This is a genomic window from Microbacterium sp. (genome assembly GCF_047602155.1).
In the GTDB taxonomy this organism is placed as follows: Bacteria; Actinomycetota; Actinomycetes; order Actinomycetales; family Microbacteriaceae; genus Microbacterium.
Genome location: NZ_JASGHZ010000001.1, coordinates 2,764,588 through 2,785,654, shown reverse-complemented (window position 1 = coordinate 2,785,654; position 21,067 = coordinate 2,764,588). Strand labels below are relative to the sequence as shown.

At 67.8% G+C, this 21,067-nt stretch carries 26 protein-coding genes and 1 tRNA gene; 22 read left to right on the top strand and 5 right to left on the bottom strand.

Annotated elements, in window-relative coordinates; translation table 11 throughout:
- Positions 1-16: 16 nt before the first annotated feature.
- The 16 genes from rpmA to QM720_RS12590 all read left to right on the top strand — a co-directional run bounded on the left by rpmA (position 17) and on the right by QM720_RS12590 (position 11,014).
- Positions 17-274 (top strand): 50S ribosomal protein L27, encoded by a 258-nt coding sequence (gene rpmA / locus QM720_RS12665; RefSeq protein ID WP_415127050.1) that lies wholly within the window; start codon positions 17-19, stop codon positions 272-274.
- 74 nt (positions 275-348) lie between these two features.
- Positions 349-1,872 (top strand): GTPase ObgE, encoded by a 1,524-nt coding sequence (obgE, locus tag QM720_RS12660; RefSeq protein WP_415127048.1) that lies wholly within the window; start codon positions 349-351, stop codon positions 1,870-1,872.
- On the top strand, positions 1,869-2,702 hold the full coding sequence (proB, locus tag QM720_RS12655; RefSeq protein ID WP_415127046.1) for a glutamate 5-kinase: 834 nt from the start codon (positions 1,869-1,871) through the stop codon (positions 2,700-2,702). The genes obgE and proB overlap by 4 nt, the downstream gene beginning before the upstream one ends.
- A gap of 42 nt (positions 2,703-2,744) precedes the next feature.
- Positions 2,745-4,004, top strand: coding sequence for a glutamate-5-semialdehyde dehydrogenase (locus tag QM720_RS12650; RefSeq protein WP_415127044.1), 1,260 nt, complete (start codon positions 2,745-2,747; stop codon positions 4,002-4,004).
- A gap of 39 nt (positions 4,005-4,043) precedes the next feature.
- Positions 4,044-4,271: a hypothetical protein gene (locus tag QM720_RS12645; protein ID WP_415127042.1), complete on the top strand. Its 228-nt coding sequence runs from the start codon at positions 4,044-4,046 to the stop codon at positions 4,269-4,271.
- Positions 4,272-4,281: 10 nt separating this feature from the next.
- Positions 4,282-4,878, top strand: coding sequence for a nicotinate-nucleotide adenylyltransferase (gene nadD / locus QM720_RS12640; RefSeq protein ID WP_415127934.1), 597 nt, complete (start codon positions 4,282-4,284; stop codon positions 4,876-4,878).
- Positions 4,875-5,945: a hypothetical protein gene (locus QM720_RS12635; protein ID WP_415127040.1), complete on the top strand. Its 1,071-nt coding sequence runs from the start codon at positions 4,875-4,877 to the stop codon at positions 5,943-5,945. Before nadD ends, QM720_RS12635 begins: the two co-directional genes overlap by 4 nt.
- Entirely contained in the window at positions 5,942-6,319 is a 378-nt protein-coding gene (gene rsfS / locus QM720_RS12630; protein WP_415127038.1) for a ribosome silencing factor, read from the top strand. The genes QM720_RS12635 and rsfS overlap by 4 nt, the downstream gene beginning before the upstream one ends.
- An 18-nt stretch (positions 6,320-6,337) precedes the next feature.
- Positions 6,338-6,667, top strand: coding sequence for a YchJ family protein (locus QM720_RS12625; RefSeq protein WP_415127036.1), 330 nt, complete (start codon positions 6,338-6,340; stop codon positions 6,665-6,667).
- A 148-nt stretch (positions 6,668-6,815) separates the two neighbouring features.
- The gene (locus tag QM720_RS12620; RefSeq protein WP_415127034.1) at positions 6,816-7,169 is read left to right on the top strand and encodes a type II toxin-antitoxin system RelE/ParE family toxin; all 354 of its coding nucleotides are present in this window, start codon (positions 6,816-6,818) and stop codon (positions 7,167-7,169) included.
- Position 7,170: 1 nt separating this feature from the next.
- Positions 7,171-7,500 carry a helix-turn-helix domain-containing protein gene (locus QM720_RS12615; protein ID WP_415127032.1) on the top strand — a complete coding sequence of 110 codons (330 nt, stop codon included), beginning with the start codon at positions 7,171-7,173 and terminating at the stop codon, positions 7,498-7,500.
- A 491-nt stretch (positions 7,501-7,991) separates the two neighbouring features.
- Positions 7,992-8,186 (top strand): antitoxin VbhA family protein, encoded by a 195-nt coding sequence (locus QM720_RS12610; RefSeq protein WP_415127030.1) that lies wholly within the window; start codon positions 7,992-7,994, stop codon positions 8,184-8,186.
- Positions 8,179-8,772, top strand: coding sequence for a Fic/DOC family protein (locus tag QM720_RS12605; RefSeq protein WP_415127028.1), 594 nt, complete (start codon positions 8,179-8,181; stop codon positions 8,770-8,772). Before QM720_RS12610 ends, QM720_RS12605 begins: the two co-directional genes overlap by 8 nt.
- 119 nt (positions 8,773-8,891) lie before the next feature.
- A complete protein-coding gene (locus QM720_RS12600) occupies positions 8,892-9,341 on the top strand; it encodes an SRPBCC family protein (RefSeq protein WP_415127026.1) in 450 nt (149 codons plus the stop codon).
- 72 nt (positions 9,342-9,413) lie between these two features.
- Positions 9,414-9,764 carry a YciI family protein gene (locus QM720_RS12595; RefSeq protein WP_415127024.1) on the top strand — a complete coding sequence of 117 codons (351 nt, stop codon included), beginning with the start codon at positions 9,414-9,416 and terminating at the stop codon, positions 9,762-9,764.
- Between the two features lie 8 nt (positions 9,765-9,772).
- Positions 9,773-11,014 carry an RNA polymerase sigma factor gene (locus QM720_RS12590; protein ID WP_415127022.1) on the top strand — a complete coding sequence of 414 codons (1,242 nt, stop codon included), beginning with the start codon at positions 9,773-9,775 and terminating at the stop codon, positions 11,012-11,014.
- 123 nt (positions 11,015-11,137) lie between these two features.
- Here the strand turns inward: QM720_RS12590 and QM720_RS12585 are convergent, their stop codons facing one another.
- Entirely contained in the window at positions 11,138-12,028 is an 891-nt protein-coding gene (locus QM720_RS12585) for a LysR family transcriptional regulator (RefSeq protein ID WP_415127020.1), read from the bottom strand.
- Positions 12,029-12,112: 84 nt separating this feature from the next.
- On the opposite strand from QM720_RS12585, the gene QM720_RS12580 reads away from it, so the two are divergent.
- Positions 12,113-13,060 (top strand): DMT family transporter, encoded by a 948-nt coding sequence (locus QM720_RS12580; protein ID WP_415127018.1) that lies wholly within the window; start codon positions 12,113-12,115, stop codon positions 13,058-13,060.
- Between the two features lie 8 nt (positions 13,061-13,068).
- Here the strand turns inward: QM720_RS12580 and QM720_RS12575 are convergent, their stop codons facing one another.
- Entirely contained in the window at positions 13,069-13,677 is a 609-nt protein-coding gene (locus QM720_RS12575; RefSeq protein WP_415127016.1) for a TetR/AcrR family transcriptional regulator, read from the bottom strand.
- Between the two features lie 75 nt (positions 13,678-13,752).
- On the opposite strand from QM720_RS12575, the gene QM720_RS12570 reads away from it, so the two are divergent.
- Positions 13,753-14,286 (top strand): HXXEE domain-containing protein, encoded by a 534-nt coding sequence (locus QM720_RS12570; RefSeq protein WP_415127015.1) that lies wholly within the window; start codon positions 13,753-13,755, stop codon positions 14,284-14,286.
- A gap of 320 nt (positions 14,287-14,606) precedes the next feature.
- Here QM720_RS12570 and QM720_RS12565 read toward each other — a convergent pair whose 3' ends face one another.
- On the bottom strand, positions 14,607-15,209 hold the full coding sequence (locus QM720_RS12565) for an NYN domain-containing protein (protein WP_415127013.1): 603 nt from the start codon (positions 15,207-15,209) through the stop codon (positions 14,607-14,609).
- Between the two features lie 128 nt (positions 15,210-15,337).
- Between QM720_RS12565 and QM720_RS12560 the strand changes: the two genes are divergently transcribed.
- Entirely contained in the window at positions 15,338-16,237 is a 900-nt protein-coding gene (locus QM720_RS12560) for a dihydrodipicolinate synthase family protein (protein WP_415127011.1), read from the top strand.
- A gap of 525 nt (positions 16,238-16,762) precedes the next feature.
- On the opposite strand, the gene QM720_RS12555 is transcribed toward QM720_RS12560, so the two are convergent.
- Positions 16,763-17,323 (bottom strand): helix-turn-helix domain-containing protein, encoded by a 561-nt coding sequence (locus QM720_RS12555; RefSeq protein ID WP_415119332.1) that lies wholly within the window; start codon positions 17,321-17,323, stop codon positions 16,763-16,765.
- 60 nt (positions 17,324-17,383) lie between these two features.
- Between QM720_RS12555 and QM720_RS12550 the strand changes: the two genes are divergently transcribed.
- From QM720_RS12550 to QM720_RS12540, 3 genes are all read left to right on the top strand, one after another.
- Complete coding sequence (locus tag QM720_RS12550) at positions 17,384-18,799, top strand: L-lactate permease (RefSeq protein ID WP_415127009.1); 1,416 nt, start codon at positions 17,384-17,386, stop codon at positions 18,797-18,799.
- A gap of 437 nt (positions 18,800-19,236) precedes the next feature.
- On the top strand, positions 19,237-19,620 hold the full coding sequence (locus QM720_RS12545) for a hypothetical protein (protein ID WP_415127007.1): 384 nt from the start codon (positions 19,237-19,239) through the stop codon (positions 19,618-19,620).
- A gap of 52 nt (positions 19,621-19,672) precedes the next feature.
- Positions 19,673-20,818 (top strand): IS1249 family transposase, encoded by a 1,146-nt coding sequence (locus QM720_RS12540; protein ID WP_415127005.1) that lies wholly within the window; start codon positions 19,673-19,675, stop codon positions 20,816-20,818.
- A gap of 144 nt (positions 20,819-20,962) precedes the next feature.
- On the opposite strand, the gene QM720_RS12535 is transcribed toward QM720_RS12540, so the two are convergent.
- A tRNA-Ala gene (locus QM720_RS12535) sits at positions 20,963-21,035 on the bottom strand.
- Positions 21,036-21,067: the final 32 nt, after the last annotated feature.

Below are 21,067 nucleotides of genomic sequence, written 5' to 3'. Positions count from 1 at the left end.
CGCAGGAGACGCAGAGATGGCACACAAGAAGGGCGCAAGCTCTACCCGTAACGGTCGCGACTCCAACGCCCAGCGACTGGGCGTGAAGCGTTTCGGCGGCCAGAAGGTCAACGCCGGCGAGATCCTCGTCCGCCAGCGCGGCACGCACTTCCACCCTGGCGCGGGCGTCGGGCGTGGCGGCGACGACACGCTGTTCGCCCTCGAGGCCGGCGCCGTCGAGTTCGGCACGAAGGGCGGCCGCAAGGTCGTCAACATCGTCGCCGTCGCGGAGTGACCCGCGCACAGCACAAGCACTAGCGTGAGGGGCGGGCTTCGGCTCGCCCCTCACCTTTTACCCGGGAGTCCGACATGGTGACCTTCGTCGACCGCGTCACGCTGCACCTGCGTGCCGGCAAAGGCGGCAACGGCTGCGTGTCGGTGCGGCGCGAGAAGTTCAAGCCGCTCGCCGGCCCCGACGGGGGCAACGGCGGGCACGGCGGCGACGTCGTCCTCGTCGCCGACCCGCAGGTGACGACGCTGCTGTCGTATCACCACTCGCCGCACCGCACCGCCGGCAACGGCGGGTTCGGCATGGGCGACAACCGCTCGGGCGCCGCGGGCGACAGCATCGAACTGCCGGTCCCGGTCGGGACGGTCGTGAAGGATGCCGAGGGCCACACGCTCGCCGACCTCGTCACCCCGGGCACCCGCTTCGTCGCCGCCCCCGGCGGACAGGGCGGGCTCGGCAACGCCGCGCTCGCGAACCCGAAGCGCAAGGCGCCCGGGTTCGCCCTCCTGGGCACGCCGGGCTGGGAGGGCGACCTCCAGCTCGAACTGAAGACCGTCGCCGACGTGGCGCTCGTGGGCTTCCCGTCGGCCGGCAAGTCGAGCCTCATCGCCGCGATCTCGGCGGCGCGGCCGAAGATCGCGGACTATCCGTTCACGACCCTGCACCCGAACCTCGGCGTCGTGCAGGCCGGTGAGACGCGCTTCACGGTGGCCGACGTCCCCGGGCTCATCGAGGGCGCCAGCGAGGGCAAGGGCCTGGGCCTGGAGTTCCTCCGTCACGTCGAGCGCTGCACGGCGCTCGTGCACGTGCTCGACTGCGCGACGCTCGAGCCCGGCCGCGACCCGCTCAGCGACCTCGACGTCATCCTCGACGAGCTCGCGAACTACCCGGTGCCGGAGGGGCAGACACCGCTGCTGGAGCGGCCGCAGCTGGTCGCCCTCAACAAGGTCGACGTGCCCGAGGCGAAGGACCTCGCCGACCTCGTGCGCCCCGACCTGGAGGCGCGCGGGTATCGCGTATTCGAGATCTCCACCGTCAGCCACGAGGGGCTGCGGCAGCTGACCTTCGCGCTCGGCGACATCGTCGCCCGGCACCGCGCCGAGCAGGCCGCCGCGCCCGTGCCGGAGCGCATCGTCATCCGCCCGCACGGCTCCGAGCGCGACTTCGAGATCCGCGTCGAGGGCGGCACGTACGGCAACGTCTACCGCATCCTCGGCGACAAGCCCGTGCGCTGGGTGCAGCAGACCGACTTCCAGAACGAAGAGGCCGTCGGCTTCCTCGCCGACCGGCTCGAGAAGCTGGGCGTCGAGGACGAGCTGTTCCGCGCGGGTGCCGAGGCCGGCTCCACCGTCGTGATCGGCCCCGGCGACGGCATCGTGTTCGACTGGCATCCGTCGCTGTCGTCGGCGGCCGAGCTGATGACCGCCCCGCGCGGCACCGACCCGCGCCTCGACCTCAATCAGCGTCGCACGACGTCGCAGCGCCGCGAGCGCTATCACGACCGGATGGATGCCAAGGCCGAGGCCCGCGCCGAGCTCGAGGCCGAGCGCCTCGCCGACGGCGGCTGGGACGACGCCGCGTGGGAGGACGACGAGCAATCGTGAGCGCGCAGGAACGGTCGGCGCTGGCCGGCGCCCGCCGGGTGGTCGTGAAGGTCGGCTCGTCGTCGATCAGCGGCGAGAATGCCGGCAAGATCCAGTCGATCGTCGAGGCGCTCGCGGCCGCCCATGCGCGCGGCACGCAGGTCGTGCTCGTCTCGTCGGGGGCGATCGCGACCGGCATGCCCTACCTCGCCCTCCAGGAGCGTCCGGTCGATCTTGCGACGCAGCAGGCGGCGGCGGCGGTCGGGCAGAACGTGCTCATCTACCGCTACCAGGACGCGCTGCGGCCCTTCGCCATCACGGCCGGCCAGGTGCTGCTCACGGCGGGCGACCTGGAGAACGCCACGCACCGCTCCAACGCACGCCGCGCCATGGAACGGCTGCTCGGCCTGCGCATCCTGCCGATCGTCAACGAGAACGACACCGTCGCGACGCACGAGATCCGCTTCGGCGACAACGACCGCCTGGCGGCCCTGGTCGCCGAGCTCATCGGCGCCGACGCCCTCGTGCTGCTCAGCGACATCGAGGCGCTCTACACCCGGCCGCCGGGGGAGCCCGGCGCGACTCCGATCGACACCGTCGCCTACGGCGACGACCTCGCCGGGTTCGAGTTCGGCTCGGTCGTGGTCAACAGCGTCGGCACCGGGGGAGCGGCGACGAAGGTCTCGGCGGCGCGGCTGGCGGCGGCATCCGGAATCGGCGTGCTCGTCACGAGCGCCGACCTCGTCGACGCGGCGCTGTCGGGCGCGGCCATCGGCACCTGGTTCGCACCGAACCCTGCCGCGCCGGCGCCGCCCGCGACGGCTCCGGTGCGCACCGCCGCCGCGGTCTGAGCCCCGGCGTCCGCGCGAGAACCGCCTCGGTAGACTGGGCGGGTGACCACGATCGCCGCGACCGCCCAGGAACGCCTCGCACGCGCGCACGAAGCCGCCCGCTCGGTGGGACTGCTGAGCGACGCCGCGAAGGCCGACGCGCTGCGCGCCATCGCCGACGCGATCGAGGCCGCCACCGACGAGATCGTCGCGGCGAACGCCGACGACCTGCAGCGTGGGCGTGAGAACGGGCTGTCGGCCGGGCTGCAAGACCGCCTCAAGCTCGACGCGGCGCGCGTCGCCGCGCTGGCCGCCGCCGTGCGCGACGTGGCCGAGCTGCCCGACCCGGTGGGTCGCATCCTCGACGCGCGCACGCTGCCGAACGGCGTCGAACTGCAGAAGGTGTCGGTGCCGTTCGGGGTCGTCGGCTCGATCTACGAGGCCCGCCCCAACGTGACCGTCGACATCGCCACCCTCGCGCTGCGCGCGGGCAACGCCGTCGTGCTGCGCGGTGGCACGGCTGCCCAGTCGACCAATGCGGCGCTCGTCACCGTCATGCGCGGTGCCCTGGCCGGCATCGGCATCGACCCCGAGGCGATCCAGACGGTCGACGACTTCGGCCGCGACGGCGCACACGCCCTCATGCAGGCGCGGGGGCTGGTCGACGTGCTCGTGCCGCGCGGCAGCGCCGAGCTCATCGAGACGGTGGTCACGCAGTCGGCCGTGCCGGTGATCGAGACCGGCGCGGGCGTCGTGCACATCGTGCTCGACGAGTCGGCGCCGCGGGAGTGGGCCGAGCAGATCGTCGTCAACGCCAAGGCCCAGCGCCCGAGCGTGTGCAACGCCGTCGAGACGGTGCTCGTGCTGCGCGCCGCCGCCGAGCGTCTCATCCCGCCGGTGGCCGGTGCGCTGGAGGATGCCGGGGTCACCATCCACGGCGACGACGCCGTGCGCGCCCTCGTCGCCGGCGCCGTCCCCGCGACCGATGCCGACTGGGCGACCGAGCACATGAGCCTCGACGTCTCGATGAAGGTCGTCGACGATCTCGACGAGGCGCTGGCGCACATCCGCCGCTACTCGACGCAGCACACCGAGTCGATCGTCACGGCAGACCCGGAGCGTGCCGAGCGGTTCCTCGCCGAGGTCGATGCCGCGGTCGTCATGGCCAACGCCTCCACACGGTTCACCGACGGCGGCGAGTTCGGCTTCGGGGCCGAGGTCGGCATCTCGACCCAGAAACTGCACGCGCGCGGGCCGATGGGTCTGCCCGAGCTGACGAGCACGAAGTGGCTCGCCCGCGGATCCGGGCAGATTCGTGTCTGAACGCCTAAACTGGGAACACCCGAAACGAACGGAGTCCGAATGACCCTCGCCACGATCGTCACCCTTGCCGCAGAGGGCGCCGAGCACCACGGCAACGTCCAGGCCGAGACGTTCGTCTTCGGGGCCATCGCCTTCGTCGTGTTCCTCGCACTGGGTTTCGTCACGCTGACCTACCGCAACGTGGCCAACCGTCACGCGCACAAGGCCGAGGCCTACGCGAAGAAGAACCCCGTCGACCTCAGCCAGGCGGGACACGGGCACCACTGAGCCCCGCATGATGGTTTCTGCGCGCCCCCCGCGCATCGGGGTGATGGGCGGCACGTTCGACCCGATCCACCACGGCCACCTCGTTGCGGCCAGCGAGGTGGCACAGTCGTTCGGCCTCGACGAGGTCGTCTTCGTCCCCACCGGCATGCCGTGGCAGAAGAGCGGCGTCACCGCCGGCGAGCATCGCTACCTCATGACCGTCATCGCCACGGCATCCAACCCCCGTTTCACGGTCAGCCGCGTCGACATCGACCGCGACGGGCCGACCTACACGATCGACACGCTGCGCGACCTCAAGGCCGCGCGCCCCGACGCGGAGCTGTTCTTCATCACCGGCGCCGACGCGATCGCGCAGATCATCGGCTGGCGCGACCACGAACAGCTCTGGGATCTCGCGCACTTCGTCGCCGTGTCCCGTCCGGGGCACGTCCTGAACACCGGCGGGCTGCCTGCGGAAGTCGTCAGCAGCCTCGAAGTGCCGGCGCTGGCAATCTCCTCGACCGACTGCCGGGAACGAGTTCGTGAGGGACACCCCGTGTGGTACCTCGTTCCCGACGGCGTCGTCCAATACATTGCTAAGCATCACCTTTATCGGAGCGAGGCATGAGCACACCCGACGAGCCTGAGGCTCCCCAACTGACCCGGCGACAGTTGCGCGAACTGCGCAACACCGCTTCGACGCCGATCATCACCGCAGAAGACCTCGCGGCCGTGGGGGCCGAGTCAGCGCAACCGGTCGTTGCGCCCCTGCCGCGGGCGGCGGATCCGGTCGTCGTCGCCGAAGAGCCGCCGGCCGAAGCCGACGTCGACCTCGATTCACCCGCGCTGACCCGCCGTGCCGCACGCCAGCAGGAGCGGCTGCGCACGGCATCCGTCCCGGTCGTCTCCGGAGAGGTTCCGGTCGCCACCGCGGCCGGCGACGGCGAGGATGCGGTTGCGGACGACGCGGCGCACGGCGTCGAGGACGTCGGCGAGGAGATCGGGACGGACGCCGTCACCGAGCATGCCGACCAGGTCGTCACCGGTGAAGCCGTCACGATCGACGAGGCGCCCGTCGCCGACGAGGATGCGGAAGCGGTGGAGGATGCCGCCGCCACGGCGCCGGCGTCCGACGGGGAGCAGGATCTCGACGACGTCCTCGACGAACTCGCCGACGTCGAGCCGGTCCGCGCTGTCGTCGCGTCGGGCTTCGGCTCGGGCCTGCTGGCCGGGGAGGGCGTCGAGCTGGAGCTGCCGGCCTCGTTCGACCAGCTGCTCGGCCGAGGGGCGTCGACGGGTGGGTCGCTTGCCACACCGAACGCGCTGATCCTGTCGCAGACGCCCGACACGGGCTCGTTCACGTCGCCCGTCGCCGCCACCGGGGAAGTCATCATCACCGGCACCTTCAACCTGCCCGAGTCGTTGGGCTCGACCGGGACGCTCCCGGGTGCGACAGACGGCAAAGACATCGATGCCGTCCTGATCGACGGCGAGCTGCCCTCCGCCTCGTCGCCGACCCCGATCTCGGCGAGTGCGGCCATCAGCACCATCAAGAGCGCCGAGGACATCATCAAGCCGCCGGCGCCCGAGAAGGGCGGCCGCCTCATGCTCACACTGATGATCACCGCCGGCGTGCTCGCGCTCGCGTTGACGGGCGTGATCATCGTGGCGATGGTGACGGGCGCGTTCCGGTGACGGCTGCATCCCGCACCCGCGAGCTCGTGCAGGTTGCCGCCGCGGCGGCGGTGAGCACGGGGGCGGAGGATCTCGTCGCCTTCGACGTCTCCGACCCGCTGCCGCTCGTGGACGTCTTCCTCCTGGCGACCGGGTCGAGTGAGCGCGGCGTCGCCGCCATCGCCGACGCCGTCGAGGAGGCGATGCTGGATGCCGGCGTCAAGCGGCTGCGCCGCGAGGGCCGGCAGGAGGCACGCTGGATCCTGCTCGACTTCGGCGACCTCGTCGTGCATGTCTTCCACGAGCAGGAGCGCGTCTTCTACGGGCTGGAACGCCTGTGGAAGGACTGCCCGCTGGTGCCCGTCGAGCTCGCGGTGCCGACGGCCTCCGAGTAGTCGGCCAGGGTATTGCGCGTGGATGCCGGCTGGCCGCCGACCGCCGAGGCGCTGATGCGGTCAAGGTTTGCGGCATTCCGCGACGGCGATGCCGCGTGGCTGCTGGCATCGTGGCATCCGTCGACGCGACCTTCGGCGATCGACCTGCGCGACAACCCGCGCTGGCGCGGGCTGCAGATCGTCGACACGGTCGCCGGCGGCCCGGCTGACGACACCGGTGTCGTGGAGTTCCGCGCGACGTATCTGGTGCCCGACGGAGGAGTCGCCGTTCTGCAGGAGAGGTCTCGGTTCGTCCGGGAGGACGCGCGCTGGTACTACCTCGCCGCAGAGGACGCTCGACGTCGCTGACGGCGACCGCGGAACGGTTCGGAGTAAGCCGGATGACCGTGTGCCCGAAAGCTCGACAGTCAGCCATTGAAGTTGCCTCGCGAGCCGTAGCGATCACGACGGCAAATATGGACTTGGATCAATATCGACTGCGACCTATACTAGGGCTATGTCTTGGGACGTGCGGCTCTGGGAAGACGTGGAGTCGTGGGTTTTGGGATTGGATGACGTGACCTACAACCTGGTCGCCGCCGCGATTACCCGACTGGAGTCCGAAGGCCCCGCGCTCGGGAGGCCGACGGCCGACCGGATCAAGGGGTCTCGGCATCACAACATGAAGGAACTGCGGCCTGGATCCGCGGGACGCAGTGAGATCCGGATTCTGTTCGCCTTCGACCCGAAACGAAGAGCCATCCTGCTCATCGCCGGCGACAAGGCGGGCAGATGGAAGCAGTGGTACGACCAGAACATCCCGATAGCCGATGACCGGTTCGACGAGTGGCTGACAGTTGAGGAGGAGTGAGATGAGCACTAGGGCGAAGACCGCATCGTGGAATGACGTGCGCGCGAAGCGCCCCGTCGACGAGCACGCTGTTGCCGAGCACGCCGCACGCATGGAGGCCGAAGAGCGCGCTTATCGGTTGCGCGAGATCCGCGAGGAGCAGGGCGTGACGCAAAAGGAACTCGCCGATCGCATGGATCTCACGCAGCCCACGATCTCCGCGCTGGAATCCGGCGACCTCGACCGCTCCGGGCTTGCGACTCTCAAGTCCTACGTCGAGGCGCTCGGCGGCACCGTAGAGGTTACCGCTACCTTCGGCAACCGCAAGCTCGTCCTGTCCCCTCGCCCGTAGCTCCTGCCCAGTCGGACACGATGCGCGCAGCGGGTTTCAGCGGGTTGTAAACCACCATGACTCGACGCTCCATTGAAGACATCAAAGCCCGTGCCGACGAGTTCGCCGACGCCTTCGAGAACGACGACCCGAAGCACTGCGACCAGGATGCACCCTCCCGCCCACGATGGCGGTCGAACTCGTTGCCTGGCGGCGTGACACCGCCGAGAAGGAGCTTGACGAAGCCCTGCGCGCTGCGCGCTGCGCGCGAGCAAAGGCTGTCCTGGCGAGAGGTGGGCGAAGCGATCGGCACCAGCGGCGAAGCCGTCCGCCAGCGCCACAGCACGACGGCACGACCAGTAGCTCGATCCTGCGACGCATGACGGTGAGAAGCTCGGGCGCGCTGGAGCGGGCCGCGTCGTTGGGTCTGTGAGCGCGTCGATCCGCGCCACCGATGTCGGGGCTCCGCCGGTAGAATGGGATGACGCCATCGAGACCCCGGGAGGCCCGCCATGTCGCTGACGACGATCACTGCGGCCGAACGCGCCGAGCGCGAGAAGGCGGTCGAGCAGGCGACCCACAGCCTGGCGATGGAGGGGCTGACGCCATCGGAAGAGTCCCAACAGGACGATGCCGACTACATCGCCGGCAAGATCGACTCCGCCGAGCTCGTCGCCCGGGCGCGTGCCCGCTACGGGCTTGACTGAGTTCGTCGATCCGTACGTCGATCCCGAAACAGGTGTTCTCAAGAACCTCGTCGGTGCGCGGTCCAAGGCTGAGCTCGAACGGATCGAGGCGGACCTCTCCAAAGCCCGCTTGATCGACCTGGCAAACGCCAGGATCAAGGCGACGCGCGACCTCGTCGAGTTCCGCGCCATCCACCGGTACCTGTTCCAGGACGTATTCGGCTGGGCCGGTGAACTGCGGACCGTGGACATCCGCAAGAACGTCGAGGGCGGGGAGTACTTCGTGCCGGTCTCGATGATCGAGCGGGCGGCGCACTTCACGTTCACCCAACTCGCCGAAGACGATCACCTGAAAGGCATGAGCCGCGGCCGCTTCATCGAGCGTCTGGCCCATCACTACGACCAGCTCAACTACGTCCACCCATTCCGCGAGGGCAACGGTCGCGCCCAACGAGCCTTCTGGAACAGTGTCGCTCTCGCCGCCGGCCAAGAGCTCGACTGGACTTCGACGACCGGAGAGGTCAACGACGCCGCATCACGACGTGCCGCTGAGAAGCAGGATCACTCGCTGCTGATCGCGATGCTCGACCAGGTCGTCAGCCGCTGAGCGGCGTTCGCGCGAACCTGGAGATTTTTCTCGTCGCCCTGTCCTCGGCGTGCGGGCTCGTTCGTCCTCCTGGTAGACGGCATCCCTCGGTGATGTCGCAGACAGGAAGGGAGACCGTCATGGGTCGCTTCACCACCATCACGAGGGAGGGCACCGTCCGCGGCACCCCGGACGAGATCGTCGCGCTGCTGGCCTCCACCGCCGGCTACACCGAGATCAACCCGTATCGCACCAGCGATCCGGCCCTCTCGATCGAGCCCTTCGGCCCCGCCTCCGGCGTCGGCGCGGGGTTCGCGTTCCGGGGCAAGGACGGAAAGGGCACGCAGACCGTCGCCGCCGTGCGCTCGGACGGGATCGACTTCGACATCGACATGGGCGCGATGGGCACGTCACGCCAATCCATCGACGTCGTCCCGGCGCAGGAGGGAGCCACGCGGGTGACGTGGAGCGCGAAGCTCGATGCCGGGCACAACCCGGTGCTGCGCATCTTCGGCCTGGTCGCGCAGAAGATCCTCGGCCCCAGCCTGGAAACCGGCATCGCGAACCTCGCCGTACGCACCTGGCACTGACGCCTCTCACCACCGAACCCCGTGCCCCTACGATGGGAGCACGGTTCCACACGAACAGACAAGGGAACCCTCATGAAATACACGTTCTTCCTCTACAGCGACGAAGCCGCATACGCCGAGAAGTCCGATGCGGACATGCAGCAGGAGCTCGCCGTCTTCGGCGCCTACATCGGCGCACTCCAGGAGGCCGGGGTGTTCGTCGCGACCGACTGGCTGCAGCCGACTGCGACGGCGACCACGGTGTCGATTCGAGGCGGCGAGGCCGTCGTGCATGACGGCCCGTTCTCGGAGACGAAGGAGCAGCTCGGCGGCTACTTCATCATCGAGGCCCCGTCACTGGACGTCGCCGTCGAGTGGGCGAAGAAGTGCCCGGTGGCGCACTACGGCAAGGTCGAGGTCCGCGCCTCAGCCATGGGCGGCTGAACAGCCGCATGGTGCGCGCCGAAGAGTCGAACGCGACCAGCGATGCCCTTCTCGGGATCGTCACGGAGGATCGCGCTCGGCTCATCGGCGCGCTGACGCGCTGGTGCGGCGACCTCCAGCTCGCCGAAGACGGCTTCAGCGACGCGATCGAGGCCGCACTGAAGACGTGGCCGTCGAACCCTCCGAACGATTCGCGCGCGTGGCTCATCACGGCCGCCCGCAATCGGATCCGCGACACGCTCCGCTCCGCCGCGAGCAGAACCTCGACTGCGCTCACCGATCGGCTCAGCCACTCGCTCGAAGCGGAGCTTCATCCCGGCAGAGACGACACCCTCGTCCTGCTGTTCGCCTGCGTGCACCCGGCACTCGACCGCAGCGCGCATGCTCCGCTGATCCTGCACGTCGCGCTCGGCGTGAACACCGCCGACATCGCCACCGCGTTCGCGCTGCCGGTCGCCACGCTCGCCAAGCGGCTCGTGCGGGCGAAACAGAAGCTCCGTGCGAACCGCGCGTCGTTCGAGATTCCCGAACACCTCGACGACGGCCGCATCCACGCCGTGCTCGACGCGATCTATGCGGCCTACTCCGTCGACTGGCTCCGCATCGCCCCCGCGGGATCGGGAGAGCTCGTGGTCGAGGAAGCCATCCACGCCAGCCAACTGCTCTTGCGCGAATGCCCGGAGCACCACGAGGTTCGCGGGCTCGCCGCGCTTCTGCTCTTTCTGCACTCCCGCGCCGCGGCGCGGCTCGTCGGCGACATGCTCGTTCCGCTCGAAGCGCAGGATCGTACGCGGTGGGATCAGCACCTCATCGCGCGAGCGCGTCGCATCCTGCACGACGGCCTGGATCATCCTCGCCGGGGAGCGCCCGGGGCCTATGAGTTGCAGGCGGCGATCCAGTCGGCGCATGCGACGAGCACGGCGACCGACGAGACGCCCTGGCCGCTCATCGCCGGGCTCTACGACGCACTCATCGCCGAGACGCCGAGCATGGGTGCGCAGGTTGCGCGAGCGGTCGCGATCGCCCGAGCCGCCGACGGCGCCGCGGGCCTGGCGGAACTCGACACCCTTCCGCAGCACTATCCCGCGATCAGCACCTTCCAAGCGTTCCACGCGGCACGAGGGGCGCTGCTGCGTGACACGGGACAGACCGAGGCCGCCCGGACGGCACTGCAGCGTGCTCACGACCTCTGCACCGACCTTCCCAGCCGGAACTACCTGCGCCGATGCATCGAACAACTCCCCAGGTGACCGGCAGCACCCGCACCTTTCCCAGGATGCTGCGGCCCGGTCGTCGGGACAACGTGTGCGGATCGTATCGAGTGGGCAAAGGCGTCGTGACCGTGCCCTGAGGGTGCTTCGCGGCGCGAACCGCTACCCCGCCCGTGCCTCCGAGTGGATTTCGGTCGGCGTGAGCGCGTCGCGCAGGCGCGTCACCAGGGGGTTCCAGGGCCGCCGAGTAGGCCCGCTGAAGATCATGGTGCGGGTGATGGATGGTTCGAGGCAGATCATCCGGGTCCCCGATGCGAGCATGCCCACCCCGATCGAGGGAAAGACCGTCACGCCGAGCCCGGCCGCAACGAGGTTCAGCAGGGCCGCGTTGTCGTAGACGCGCTGAGCCGGCGTGAACTCTGGCCGCCGGGAGCGCAGCAGCGCGATGATGTCCGGCCCGCACCCGCCACCGGAGACGAGTATCGCGTCTTCAAGCAGCTCCTCGACGGCGATGTGTTCACTGTTCGCCAGTGGATGGTCGTCGCGGACCACTGCGCAGTACCGATCGTCGCCGACTGCGACCGCATCGGCATGCGGCCGTTCGGGGTTGATGAGGATGGCAGCATCGACGGTGCCGTCTTCGAGCCAAGACAGCAGCTCTGGATCATCGCCCTCGAACACGCGCACGGTGATCTGCGGCGCGGCATCCCGCCAACGTGTAAGGAGCTGCGGCAACAGGCCAAAACACACCGTCGAGGTCACCCCGAGTCGCACCGTGCCGCCGCGGTCATCTGATCGCTGTCGGGCGGTGAGGACGAGGGCGTCAGCTGAGGCAAGCGCAGCGCGGGCATGGCCGAGCACATCGTCACCGAGCGTGGTGAGACACAGCGCGGGGCGCCGATGGAGCAGGGACAGTCCCAGCTCTCCTTCCAACGTCGCTACGGCGTGAGAGATTGCGGACTGGGTGACGCCCAGTTCGTCGGCGGCAGCGGCGAAACCCTCGTGGTCTGCGACCGCGACGAACGCGCGGAGCTGGGCCAGTGTGATCGCCATGAGTATTCCTTATGCTCACATGATGCCGTTCGATTTATCTCATGCTAGGTGAGGTCACACGATGGGGGAGTGAGAAGCCGACCCGTGCCGACAGCGATCCTGTTCCTCGTGCTGGGCGTGCTCTGGGGAGCGAGCTTTCTGCTCATCAAGGTCGGACTGCGCGGACTCACCCCTGCACAGGTCGGTCTCCTGCGCCTCGCGCTCGGGGCGCTGACCCTGACTGCCGTCATGCTGGTCACACGACGCGCATGGCCTCGCGAGCCCCGTCTCCTCGGGAATCTCGCGGTGACGGCTGTGCTGCTGTTCGCGATTCCGGTGGCCCTCTACTCCTGGGCAGGCCAGTTCCTTCCTTCCGGAGTGAGCGCGATCCTCAATGCCGCCACACCACTGATGACTCTCTTGGTCAGCGCGGTCGCCCTCCGTGGCGAACGACTCCGCTCGGTGCAGGTCTGGGGCATTCTCATCGGTGCGGCGGGGATCGTCCTCGTCGTCTCACCGTGGCAGGGCGCACGTGCCGGAGAGACGGTGTCTGGCCTTCACTGGCCGGCCGTCATGGCTTGTCTCCTTGCCACGCTCTCCTACGGCTGTGCGTACACCTGGATGCGGACGCTCCTGCACTCTCCCGCAGCCAAGCGCGGCACCCTCGACCCCCTGTCGCTGACGACAGTTCAACTCCTCATCGCCACTCTCCTCAGCGCCGCCGTGGCGCCGTGGACGGGCGCGTTGGAGGCACCGCGCTCGGTGGACGCGATGATCGTGACAGCGATGCTCATCCTCGGTGTCTTCTCCACCGGGATCGGCTACCTGTGGAACACGAGCATCACTGCCAGTTGGGGGCCCGTCCGCGCGTCGCAGGTGACGTATCTGACACCCGTCGTCGGCGTGGCGCTCGGGGCATTCATCCTGGCTGAGCCGGTCGACGTGCTCCAGCTCATCGGCACAGCGGTCGTGCTCGTCGGCATCCTGCTCACCCAACGCCCACACACGCAATCCCGGCACTCGAGCGAATTAACGTCGACGACGGTCTCTTGAGGGCTGTCTTATCGCACCGCGCCTGATGCAGCTTGTGGTTCACTCAGGGGAACTCTGATCACGCGTCGCCAGAACGTCTTCGCCTGCTCGATGGACACATCCTCTGCAAGAACGGCCCTGCGATAGATGAGTCCTCCGATCACCGCGTCCACAACGGCTTCCGACTCAGTCGAGCCACTGAGTGCGCCGCGTTCCTTGGCGGCATCGATGATCGTGATCGCTTGCTGACGAACGGGGTCGATGATGCGTTCGCGGTAGCCGGCGCGGAGATCTGGATCGTCTTGGCGATGGATGTCCAACGCGACAGCGATGAGCGACGCGCCTTCTCCCGTGAACGCACCGAAAGCAGTCTCGATCAGCCCGTCGAGGTCGGCTGCGATGTCACCGCTCTCGTGAAATGATCGGTCGCCGATTGCGTGTTCCATGGCCGCGACAACGAGGTGAGTCAGCGTCGGCCACCGGCGGTAGATCGTCGTTTTGGCGGCACCTGATGCCTCGGCGATGTCGTTGATGCGCAATGAAGCGTAGCCCCGGTCGCGCAGGAGCGTGACTGTCGCATGGAGGACCTCGGCTTCGACCTTGCTGTCACGCGGACGTCCGCCAACGTGGTTCGTCACTGTGCCGCCTTCTCGTACTTGACGCCGGTTACGATACTCATGGTAGCGTAACCGGCGGGAGGAACGATGAATCGTATGACCAAGGCCTCCATAGGCCTGTTCATCGCGTTCGCGGTGCACGACGCTGAAGAACTCATCACCATGCCGTCAACGTCACGCGCAACATTATCGGCACTGCCACGTTGGGTTTCCATCCCGAAGGACTTCAGAGCACATGGCGTTTCGCAGGCACATGCGAGCGTGGGCATCGCGATCATGTCGGCCCTGGTCGGATCGGCAGCTCTGGCGGGCGCTCGAAGCAGCGGGAAGTCGGCATGCTTCCGAGGTGTGTTGCTCGCGTTCGGAGCGCATGGCTTTACGCACATCGCCAGCGCACTGGCCCTTCGTCGCTACACCACGGGCGTCGTGACGGCACCGATTGTCGTGATTCCCTTTTGGCTCTGGGCGCGCCGTGTGCTTCTGGACAACGGCGTACGTGAACACGATGCACGATCATCGGCAGTCGCGGCCAGCGCGCTGCCGGTGATACTCGCCGTGCACGCCATCACGCGGGTGCTTCTCGGCAGCCGATCAGTCGGAGGAAGAACTCCGAGCACTCGAAAGAGATAGACCATGTGGGCCATCCAGTCTCACCGCCACGGCGGCCCCGAAGTCCTGCAGCCCGTCGATGGTGTCAACGGCTGGTCGTCAAACGACCTCGACCGCGGGGCCGGAGGTCGAACCTGACGGCGGGCCAGATGACACCCTGTTCGGGGCCGCTGCCGAGCCATGGAGACGAGCCCGAATGCAGCTGACCGGCGAGGAAGCGGACGCTATGCGAACAGCCCGCGCCAACGGCCTGAGCGTCAACGCGCTGGCCAAGCAGTTCGGCGTGCATCGCGGCACGGTGTGGGCGAAGACCCGCAGCACTTGAGGGGTAAGACCTGCCGCTACTGCTTGTCGGAGTAGTCGTAGGTGTCACGAACGGCCGTGAAGTCCGTCTCGTTGAGGTGGTGGCACCAGGGCTGCTGGGTGCCGGGGAAGCGGATGCGGTGCGCTCCCGACCAGGAGGCGACCTCGACATGGCACTGGGGTATCGTCCAGAGCACTTCAACGGCGGGCATGAGGTCGTTGTCGGAGGAGAACAGGATTGCCGTGTCCATATGTCCGGACATGCCCAAGCGGATCATGTCCACGGCGATCGCGACGTCGATGCCCTTCTCCGTCGCTCGCGACGCCGGGTAGTCAGAGGGGTATTGAAGGTTGCGCCGGACCACCGTCACTTGATCTGAGCGTTCCCACATGTCCGTCTGCCGGTCGTTTGCACGAGCAGCACCGGGTTGACGCTCAGGGTTGGGTCTCCCGCGGTAGACACGAACCTCCATCAACTCACTCTCGCGCCTCCGCCGAGCGGTGAGGAGTTCACCGACCTTGCGCGGGAAGACGTGCCCGTCGGAGGGATCGGCGCCGAACGGGAGGAACTGGCGGCGTGCCCAGCCGTGGACGTTCTGGTAGTCCATGAAGACGACCACCCGGTCCACGGCATCGCTCATCCGTCCCTCCGTTGGGTAAGAAAAAACCCCGCCAATCCCGGAGGACGGCGGGGCAGAATACGTCAAGCATACCCCATCGCCGCTTGCTGCCAGGAGCCCGATGATTAGGTCGAGGCTAGAGTCGAGCAATGGTGCAGTTCACGGGTCTCAGCGCGTTCCCGCTCACCCCGCTCGTCGATGATCGGGTGGACGAGTCGGCGTTCATCCGGCTCGTGCAGCGTCTCGCCGCAGCCGGTGTCGACTCCATCACGGCACTCGGCTCGACCGGCTCCTACGTTTACCTCTCGGCCGAGGAGCGCACACGGGTCGGGCAGCTTGCGGTCGAGCACGCAGCCGGTATCCCTGTGTTCGTCGGCATCGGGGCGCTGCGCACCTCCCACGTCCTCGCGCACGCGGCTGCCGCCGAACGAGCGGGGGCCGCCGGGGTGCTGCTGGCCCCGGCGAGCTACCAGCCCCTCACCGACGAGGACGTGTTCGAGCTGTTCCGCACCGTCACCGAGCACACCCGCCTCCCGGTGATCGTCTACGACAACCCCGCCACCACGCACTTCACGTTCACCCTCGACCTCTACGCGCGCCTCTCACAACTGCCCGGCGTTGCCTCGATCAAGATCCCCGGCGTCCCCGCCGACCCGGAAGAGGCACGCACCCACGTTGAGCGCATCCGGGAGGTGATCCCCGAGCGGGTAACGGTCGGTGTCTCGGGCGACCGCTTCGGGGCCGCCGGGCTCAACGCGGGCTGCGATGCCTGGTACTCCGTGTTCGGCGGTACCCTGCCCGAACCGGCACTCGCCATCACCCGCGCCGCGCAAAACGGGCGCGCCGCCGACGCCCAGGCCAAGTCCGAGCGCTTCGACCCGCTGTGGGAGCTGTTCGGAGAGTTCGGCAGCTTCCGCACCATCGCCGCCCTCGCCGAACAGCTCGGCCTCGCCACGCGGCACTGCACACCGCTGCCGATCATCGGCCTCACCGAACCACAACGCGCCCGCCTCGCGGCCGCCCTCGACCGGATCGGCATCCACGCATGATCCGCCAGTCCCTCGCTGTCCGGCACCTCGCGGGGCGAGCTGCGACACCTCGTTCCCACGGAAGAACCAGCCAGCAACACATCCGCTGAATAAGCCGTCGCGACAACTGCTTTCCGAAGGTCGCCATACTCCGGGCCCGTTCGCCGCCCTCGCACCAACACCCGAATCTTCCGATGTCAGCGGTTCTAGTACGTCTGAAATTGTGGACGCAATGGAACGCTGCGGGAACAGGCGACCACGGGTTGAGAGGCTTATTTCCGCATGGAATCAAGGTATCCGCGAAGAAGCGGAGTCCGAGCACGGGGCTGATGACCCGTTGATCGGCGCGTCGGCTGAACCAAAGAAACGACCTCGAACACGGCTCACGGGCCAGGAAGTGGACACTATGCGAACAGCCCGCGCGCAGGGCGTGAGCGTGACCGCCGTGGCGCGTCGGTTCGGGGTTCACCGGGGCACGGTGTGGGCGAAGACGCGTTGACAGCGCCAGCGCCGCGCTCCGCTTCGTGTGATGGCACCCACGCGCGGTTAGCTTCCGCGCGTGGGTGCCATGACGATGAAGAAGCAGTTCGGCTCGTCGCCCGGATTCTCGAGGCGATGCCTGCGGTCGCCAGGGGTCTGGACGGTGTCGCCCGCGCGAAGGTCGATCGGCTCCCTCCCGTCGATGAGCACGCGCAAGGCGCCCTGCGTGACGTGGAAGATCTCGGCGGTATTCGCACCGTGCGGGGCGAAGTCGACCGTTGTCGTGTGGGACGGGATGACGTAGCGGATAAGGCGGACGCGTGCGCTCGGCTGTGCGAGGAGGGTGCGTCGCACCCCGGTGTCCGGGTCGATGAACTGTTGCGCATCGGCTTCGTGTTGCACGACCGGCTCCGGCGTCTGTTCGAGCAGTTCACTGAGGTCGCTGCCGAGACCGGCCGCGATAGCGAGCGCGTTGCTCAGGCTCGGGTTCAGCGCGCCGCGCTCGATCTTCGACAGCGAGCCGGTGGAGACGCCGCTGGCGTCGGCGAGCTGGTCGAGCGTGATCCCAAGCTCGGCGCGACGCGCCCTGACTGCCGAGCCGAAGCGCGCGGGAACACCATCGGTCACGAGCCGACTCCTTCACACAAATTTTCAGATACGAACATTGCTTTGAGTATAGTACCAATCATGAATCTGCTCTTGGCGGCCACGCCGATGCTGCTGATCGTGGTCATGCTGCTCCTGCGGCAGAGTTCAACCCGAGCAGCCGCGATCGGTCTCATAGCGGCGGTCGCCGTCGCGGTGTGGCGCTTCGGCCTGGATGCGAGCACCTCGCTTGACGCGCTGGGCGCCTGGTGGCCGCTCGTGGTCGAGGTGCTCTTGATCATCGCCGGCGGTGTCGCCTTCGCCGAGGCCGGGCGCCGCACGGGAGCCCAGGGCATCACCGCGAGCTGGCTGCGCGGCTCGCTCGGCACCGGCGTCGCACCGGTGCTGGCCATCGTGCATGGCGCAACACCCTTCGCGGAATCGCTGACGGGATTCGGCATCGGCGCGATCATCGCCGTTCCCCTGCTCATCGCACTCGGGTTCACCAGCCGGAAGGCGGTGACGATCGGCCTGCTCGGCCTGTGCGCGGTGCCCTGGGGGTCGCTCGGGCCGGGCACCCTCGTCGCGGCCGAGCTCGGCGGGGTCGACTATCAGCAGCTCGGCGTCGTCAGCGCGCTCTACAGCCTGCCCGTCTTCATCGGCGTCGGCATCGCGGCCGCACTGCTCACGGCCGAACCGGGCAAGCGGGTGGCCGGCGTCATCGCGGCGTGCGGCTCGGGCTCGCTACTGTGCGCCGGGGTGCTGGGCGCGAACCTCCTGATCGGCACCCCGGCCGCCGGTGCCATCGGTGCCTTGCTCACGCTGCTCGTCCATCTCGCACTGAGCCGTGCCCGCGGCGTCCGCATTCAAGCTCCGCTCGGCTTGGGGCGGGCGCTCGTACCGTATGAGGTGCTGCTCGGCGGCGTCGTCGCCATGAGCATTCTTGTGCGCCTGCTCGGCGCGCAGGAGACACTGCTGCGCTACCTCGCCTCGCCCGCGGTGTGGCTCTTCATCGCCACCGCCGTCGCACTGATCGGGCACCGCAGCCACACGAGGCCGACCGCCGCCTACACTCTGCACACCTGGACGCACGTCGGCCCGGCCACCGCGATGTTCCTGATCTTCGGCATCGTCATGGCCGTCTCGGGCATGTCGACCGCGGTGGCGAACGCCCTCGCCAGCCTCGGTGACGGGTACCTCTTCGCACTCCCGTTCGTCGGCGCACTCGGCGGGTTCCTCACCGGCTCCAACACCGGCGCCAACGCTATGTTCGCCAGCACGCAGGCATCCGCCGCCCACCTCATCGGCGCCGATCCACTGCTCGCAATGGGCGCGCACAATGTGTCGGCCGCGCTGCTGATTATGGCCGCACCAGCCCGCGTAGAACTGGCAGCCAGGCTGAGCCCCGAGCCGCCGCCGCGCGGGCCGATCATGCGCTTTCTGCTACTGGTCGATCTCGGGGTCGTGGCCGTCATCGCACTGGCGCTGGTGTCGCTCCAATACCTCGCTACCGGATGACGCAATCGTCGATGAAATGGTCTGTGGCCGTCAAGCACGATACGGGCCATCGAATAGATTGAAACCGCAAAACCGCCGTTCGAACCAGACTCAGAATCCGACCCCTGGACGGCCAGAGTACGGATCGCTTCGAGTGGTGTCCGGCGTAGATGGCGCGCGGAGTCGCCGTGCTCGTTCATCGACAAGCCGTCGAGTCTGTTCTGCCGCTGCCCGTTTCGTCTCGACCAGTGCGGCGGCTGCTTGCGCACGGGCGTCGCGGGCTTCTCGCTCTGGACGGATGAACTTCGATCGTGTCGGGTCGCGGCGTACTCGGTCGGCTCTCAGCTCTTGCGCGAGGAGGGCGCCGTCATTCGCGGTCGTGCCGGTCTTTGAGTGCCGTCTGCTTGGTCGTTTGCTCCGGCCGCGCCGCCAAGAAGACGGCCTGCACACGCAGGGCGGTGCCCGTCGCAGTCGCGGAACGCCTGGTCGCGGACTCCTATGCTTCCATCACGATCAGCGACGCCACAAACCGCGACCTCGCCGCCCAAGTCGACGCCGCGTTCGATGCGCGCACGGCAGGCCGTGACCAAGAGATCGCCGACCTCATGGCCAACCGCGCCAAGCTCGAATCAGAGAGCGACAAACTGCTCGCCGCGCACTTCGCCGACGCCCACCATGCCTACGCCCGATCCGGCGACGCCGACCGCAGACTCGCGTGCCAAGCGTTCTACACCCGGCTCAACACCACCGACGACGAACAACTCCGCCCACGCCTCGCCGAGCCGTTCGCAACCATCATCCGGGGTTATAGGCAGAAACGTGTGGATGGGATGCTCATCTAGCCGCGTGATTCTGCGGTAAAACAAGGATTGTTATGCTCCGGAACTCTTAACTGTGCCGATCAGCCTGAATACGACCCGTTGTCTGCTATGCGATGCCAAGCTCGTGAAGAACGGTAAGACCGCAGCAGGAAGCCAGCGGTGGAAGTGTCCGAGCTGCGGCATCTCCTCGAGCCGAAAACGTGACGATGTCACTCGTAAGGCTCAGCTCGATCGGTTCCTCAACTGGCTCCTCGGGAAGCAGTCACAGGCCGAGAGCGATGGGCTCACTGGCAGATCATTCCGTGACCAGACCGCTTGGTGCTGGCGCATCCGCCCCGCACTCCCCAAGGTGACCGACCCACCCCGGGTGGCGCTCATCGATGGCACCTACCTCGCAGACCACGGCCTCCTCATCGCCACCGATGAGCACCAGACCCCTTTGGCTTGGCAGTGGTGTTCGAGCGAAGGAACCGCCGCCTGGACGGCGCTCTTAGGCCAGGTTCCCACCCCGCTCGTCGTCTGCGACGGCGGCACTGGAGTACAAGCAGCCCTCCGAGAAGCCTGGCCAGACACGCTGATTCAGCGATGCCTATTCCACGTCTGGATGAACCTCAGAACCCACCTCACCCTGAAACCACGTACCCCGGCAGGGCAAGCGCTGCTTGGGCTCGGGCGCATTCTCCTACACATCGACACCACCGGCGAAGCTACCCACTGGCTACAGCTCGTGAATGACCGGTGGAGCGAGTACGGGCACCTCACCACTGAACGCACCTACGCCAAGAAACGCTTCGCCAATGGGCTCTGGGACTCACCCACCGGAAAACAATGGTGGTACACCCATGAACGGCTCCGCCGCGCCTATCGACTCCTCGCAGACCTCATCAAGAAGCAGCACCTCTTCACCTACCTCACCACCGGCTGCCCGAAGACCACGAGCCGCCTCGAGGGCGGCATCAACCACCCCATCAAGCAAACACTCCGCCTCCACCGAGGTATGAACCGTGAGCATCAGATGCGCGCCGCGGAATGGGTGCTCATCAAACGAGCAGGGCTCCTCCATACCGCGCACACCTTCGTCACGGACAAAGTCATCAACCCGCCAAAACAGCACCGACCACTACTGACCGAACCAGATCCCGGCCCCGCGCTCTACGACACCGGCCTCACCGCAGACGAAGGCCTCTGGCTACGCCAAGGCTGGGCCGACAGAGGATGACACGCGCGAGCCCATCCACACGTTCTTGCCGATAACCCATCATCCGCGAAGCACACGCGAGCGGAGACGACGACGGAGGCAAAGAAGCCAAACGGGAACACTCGACATCTACGCATGTCACGTGTTCCCATAAGACACTTGGGGTGGACCTGAGGGGACTCGAACCCCTGACCCCCTGCATGCCATGCAGGTGCGCTACCAGCTGCGCCACAGGCCCATCGTCGCCGCGCGCGGCAACCCTGCAAGCCT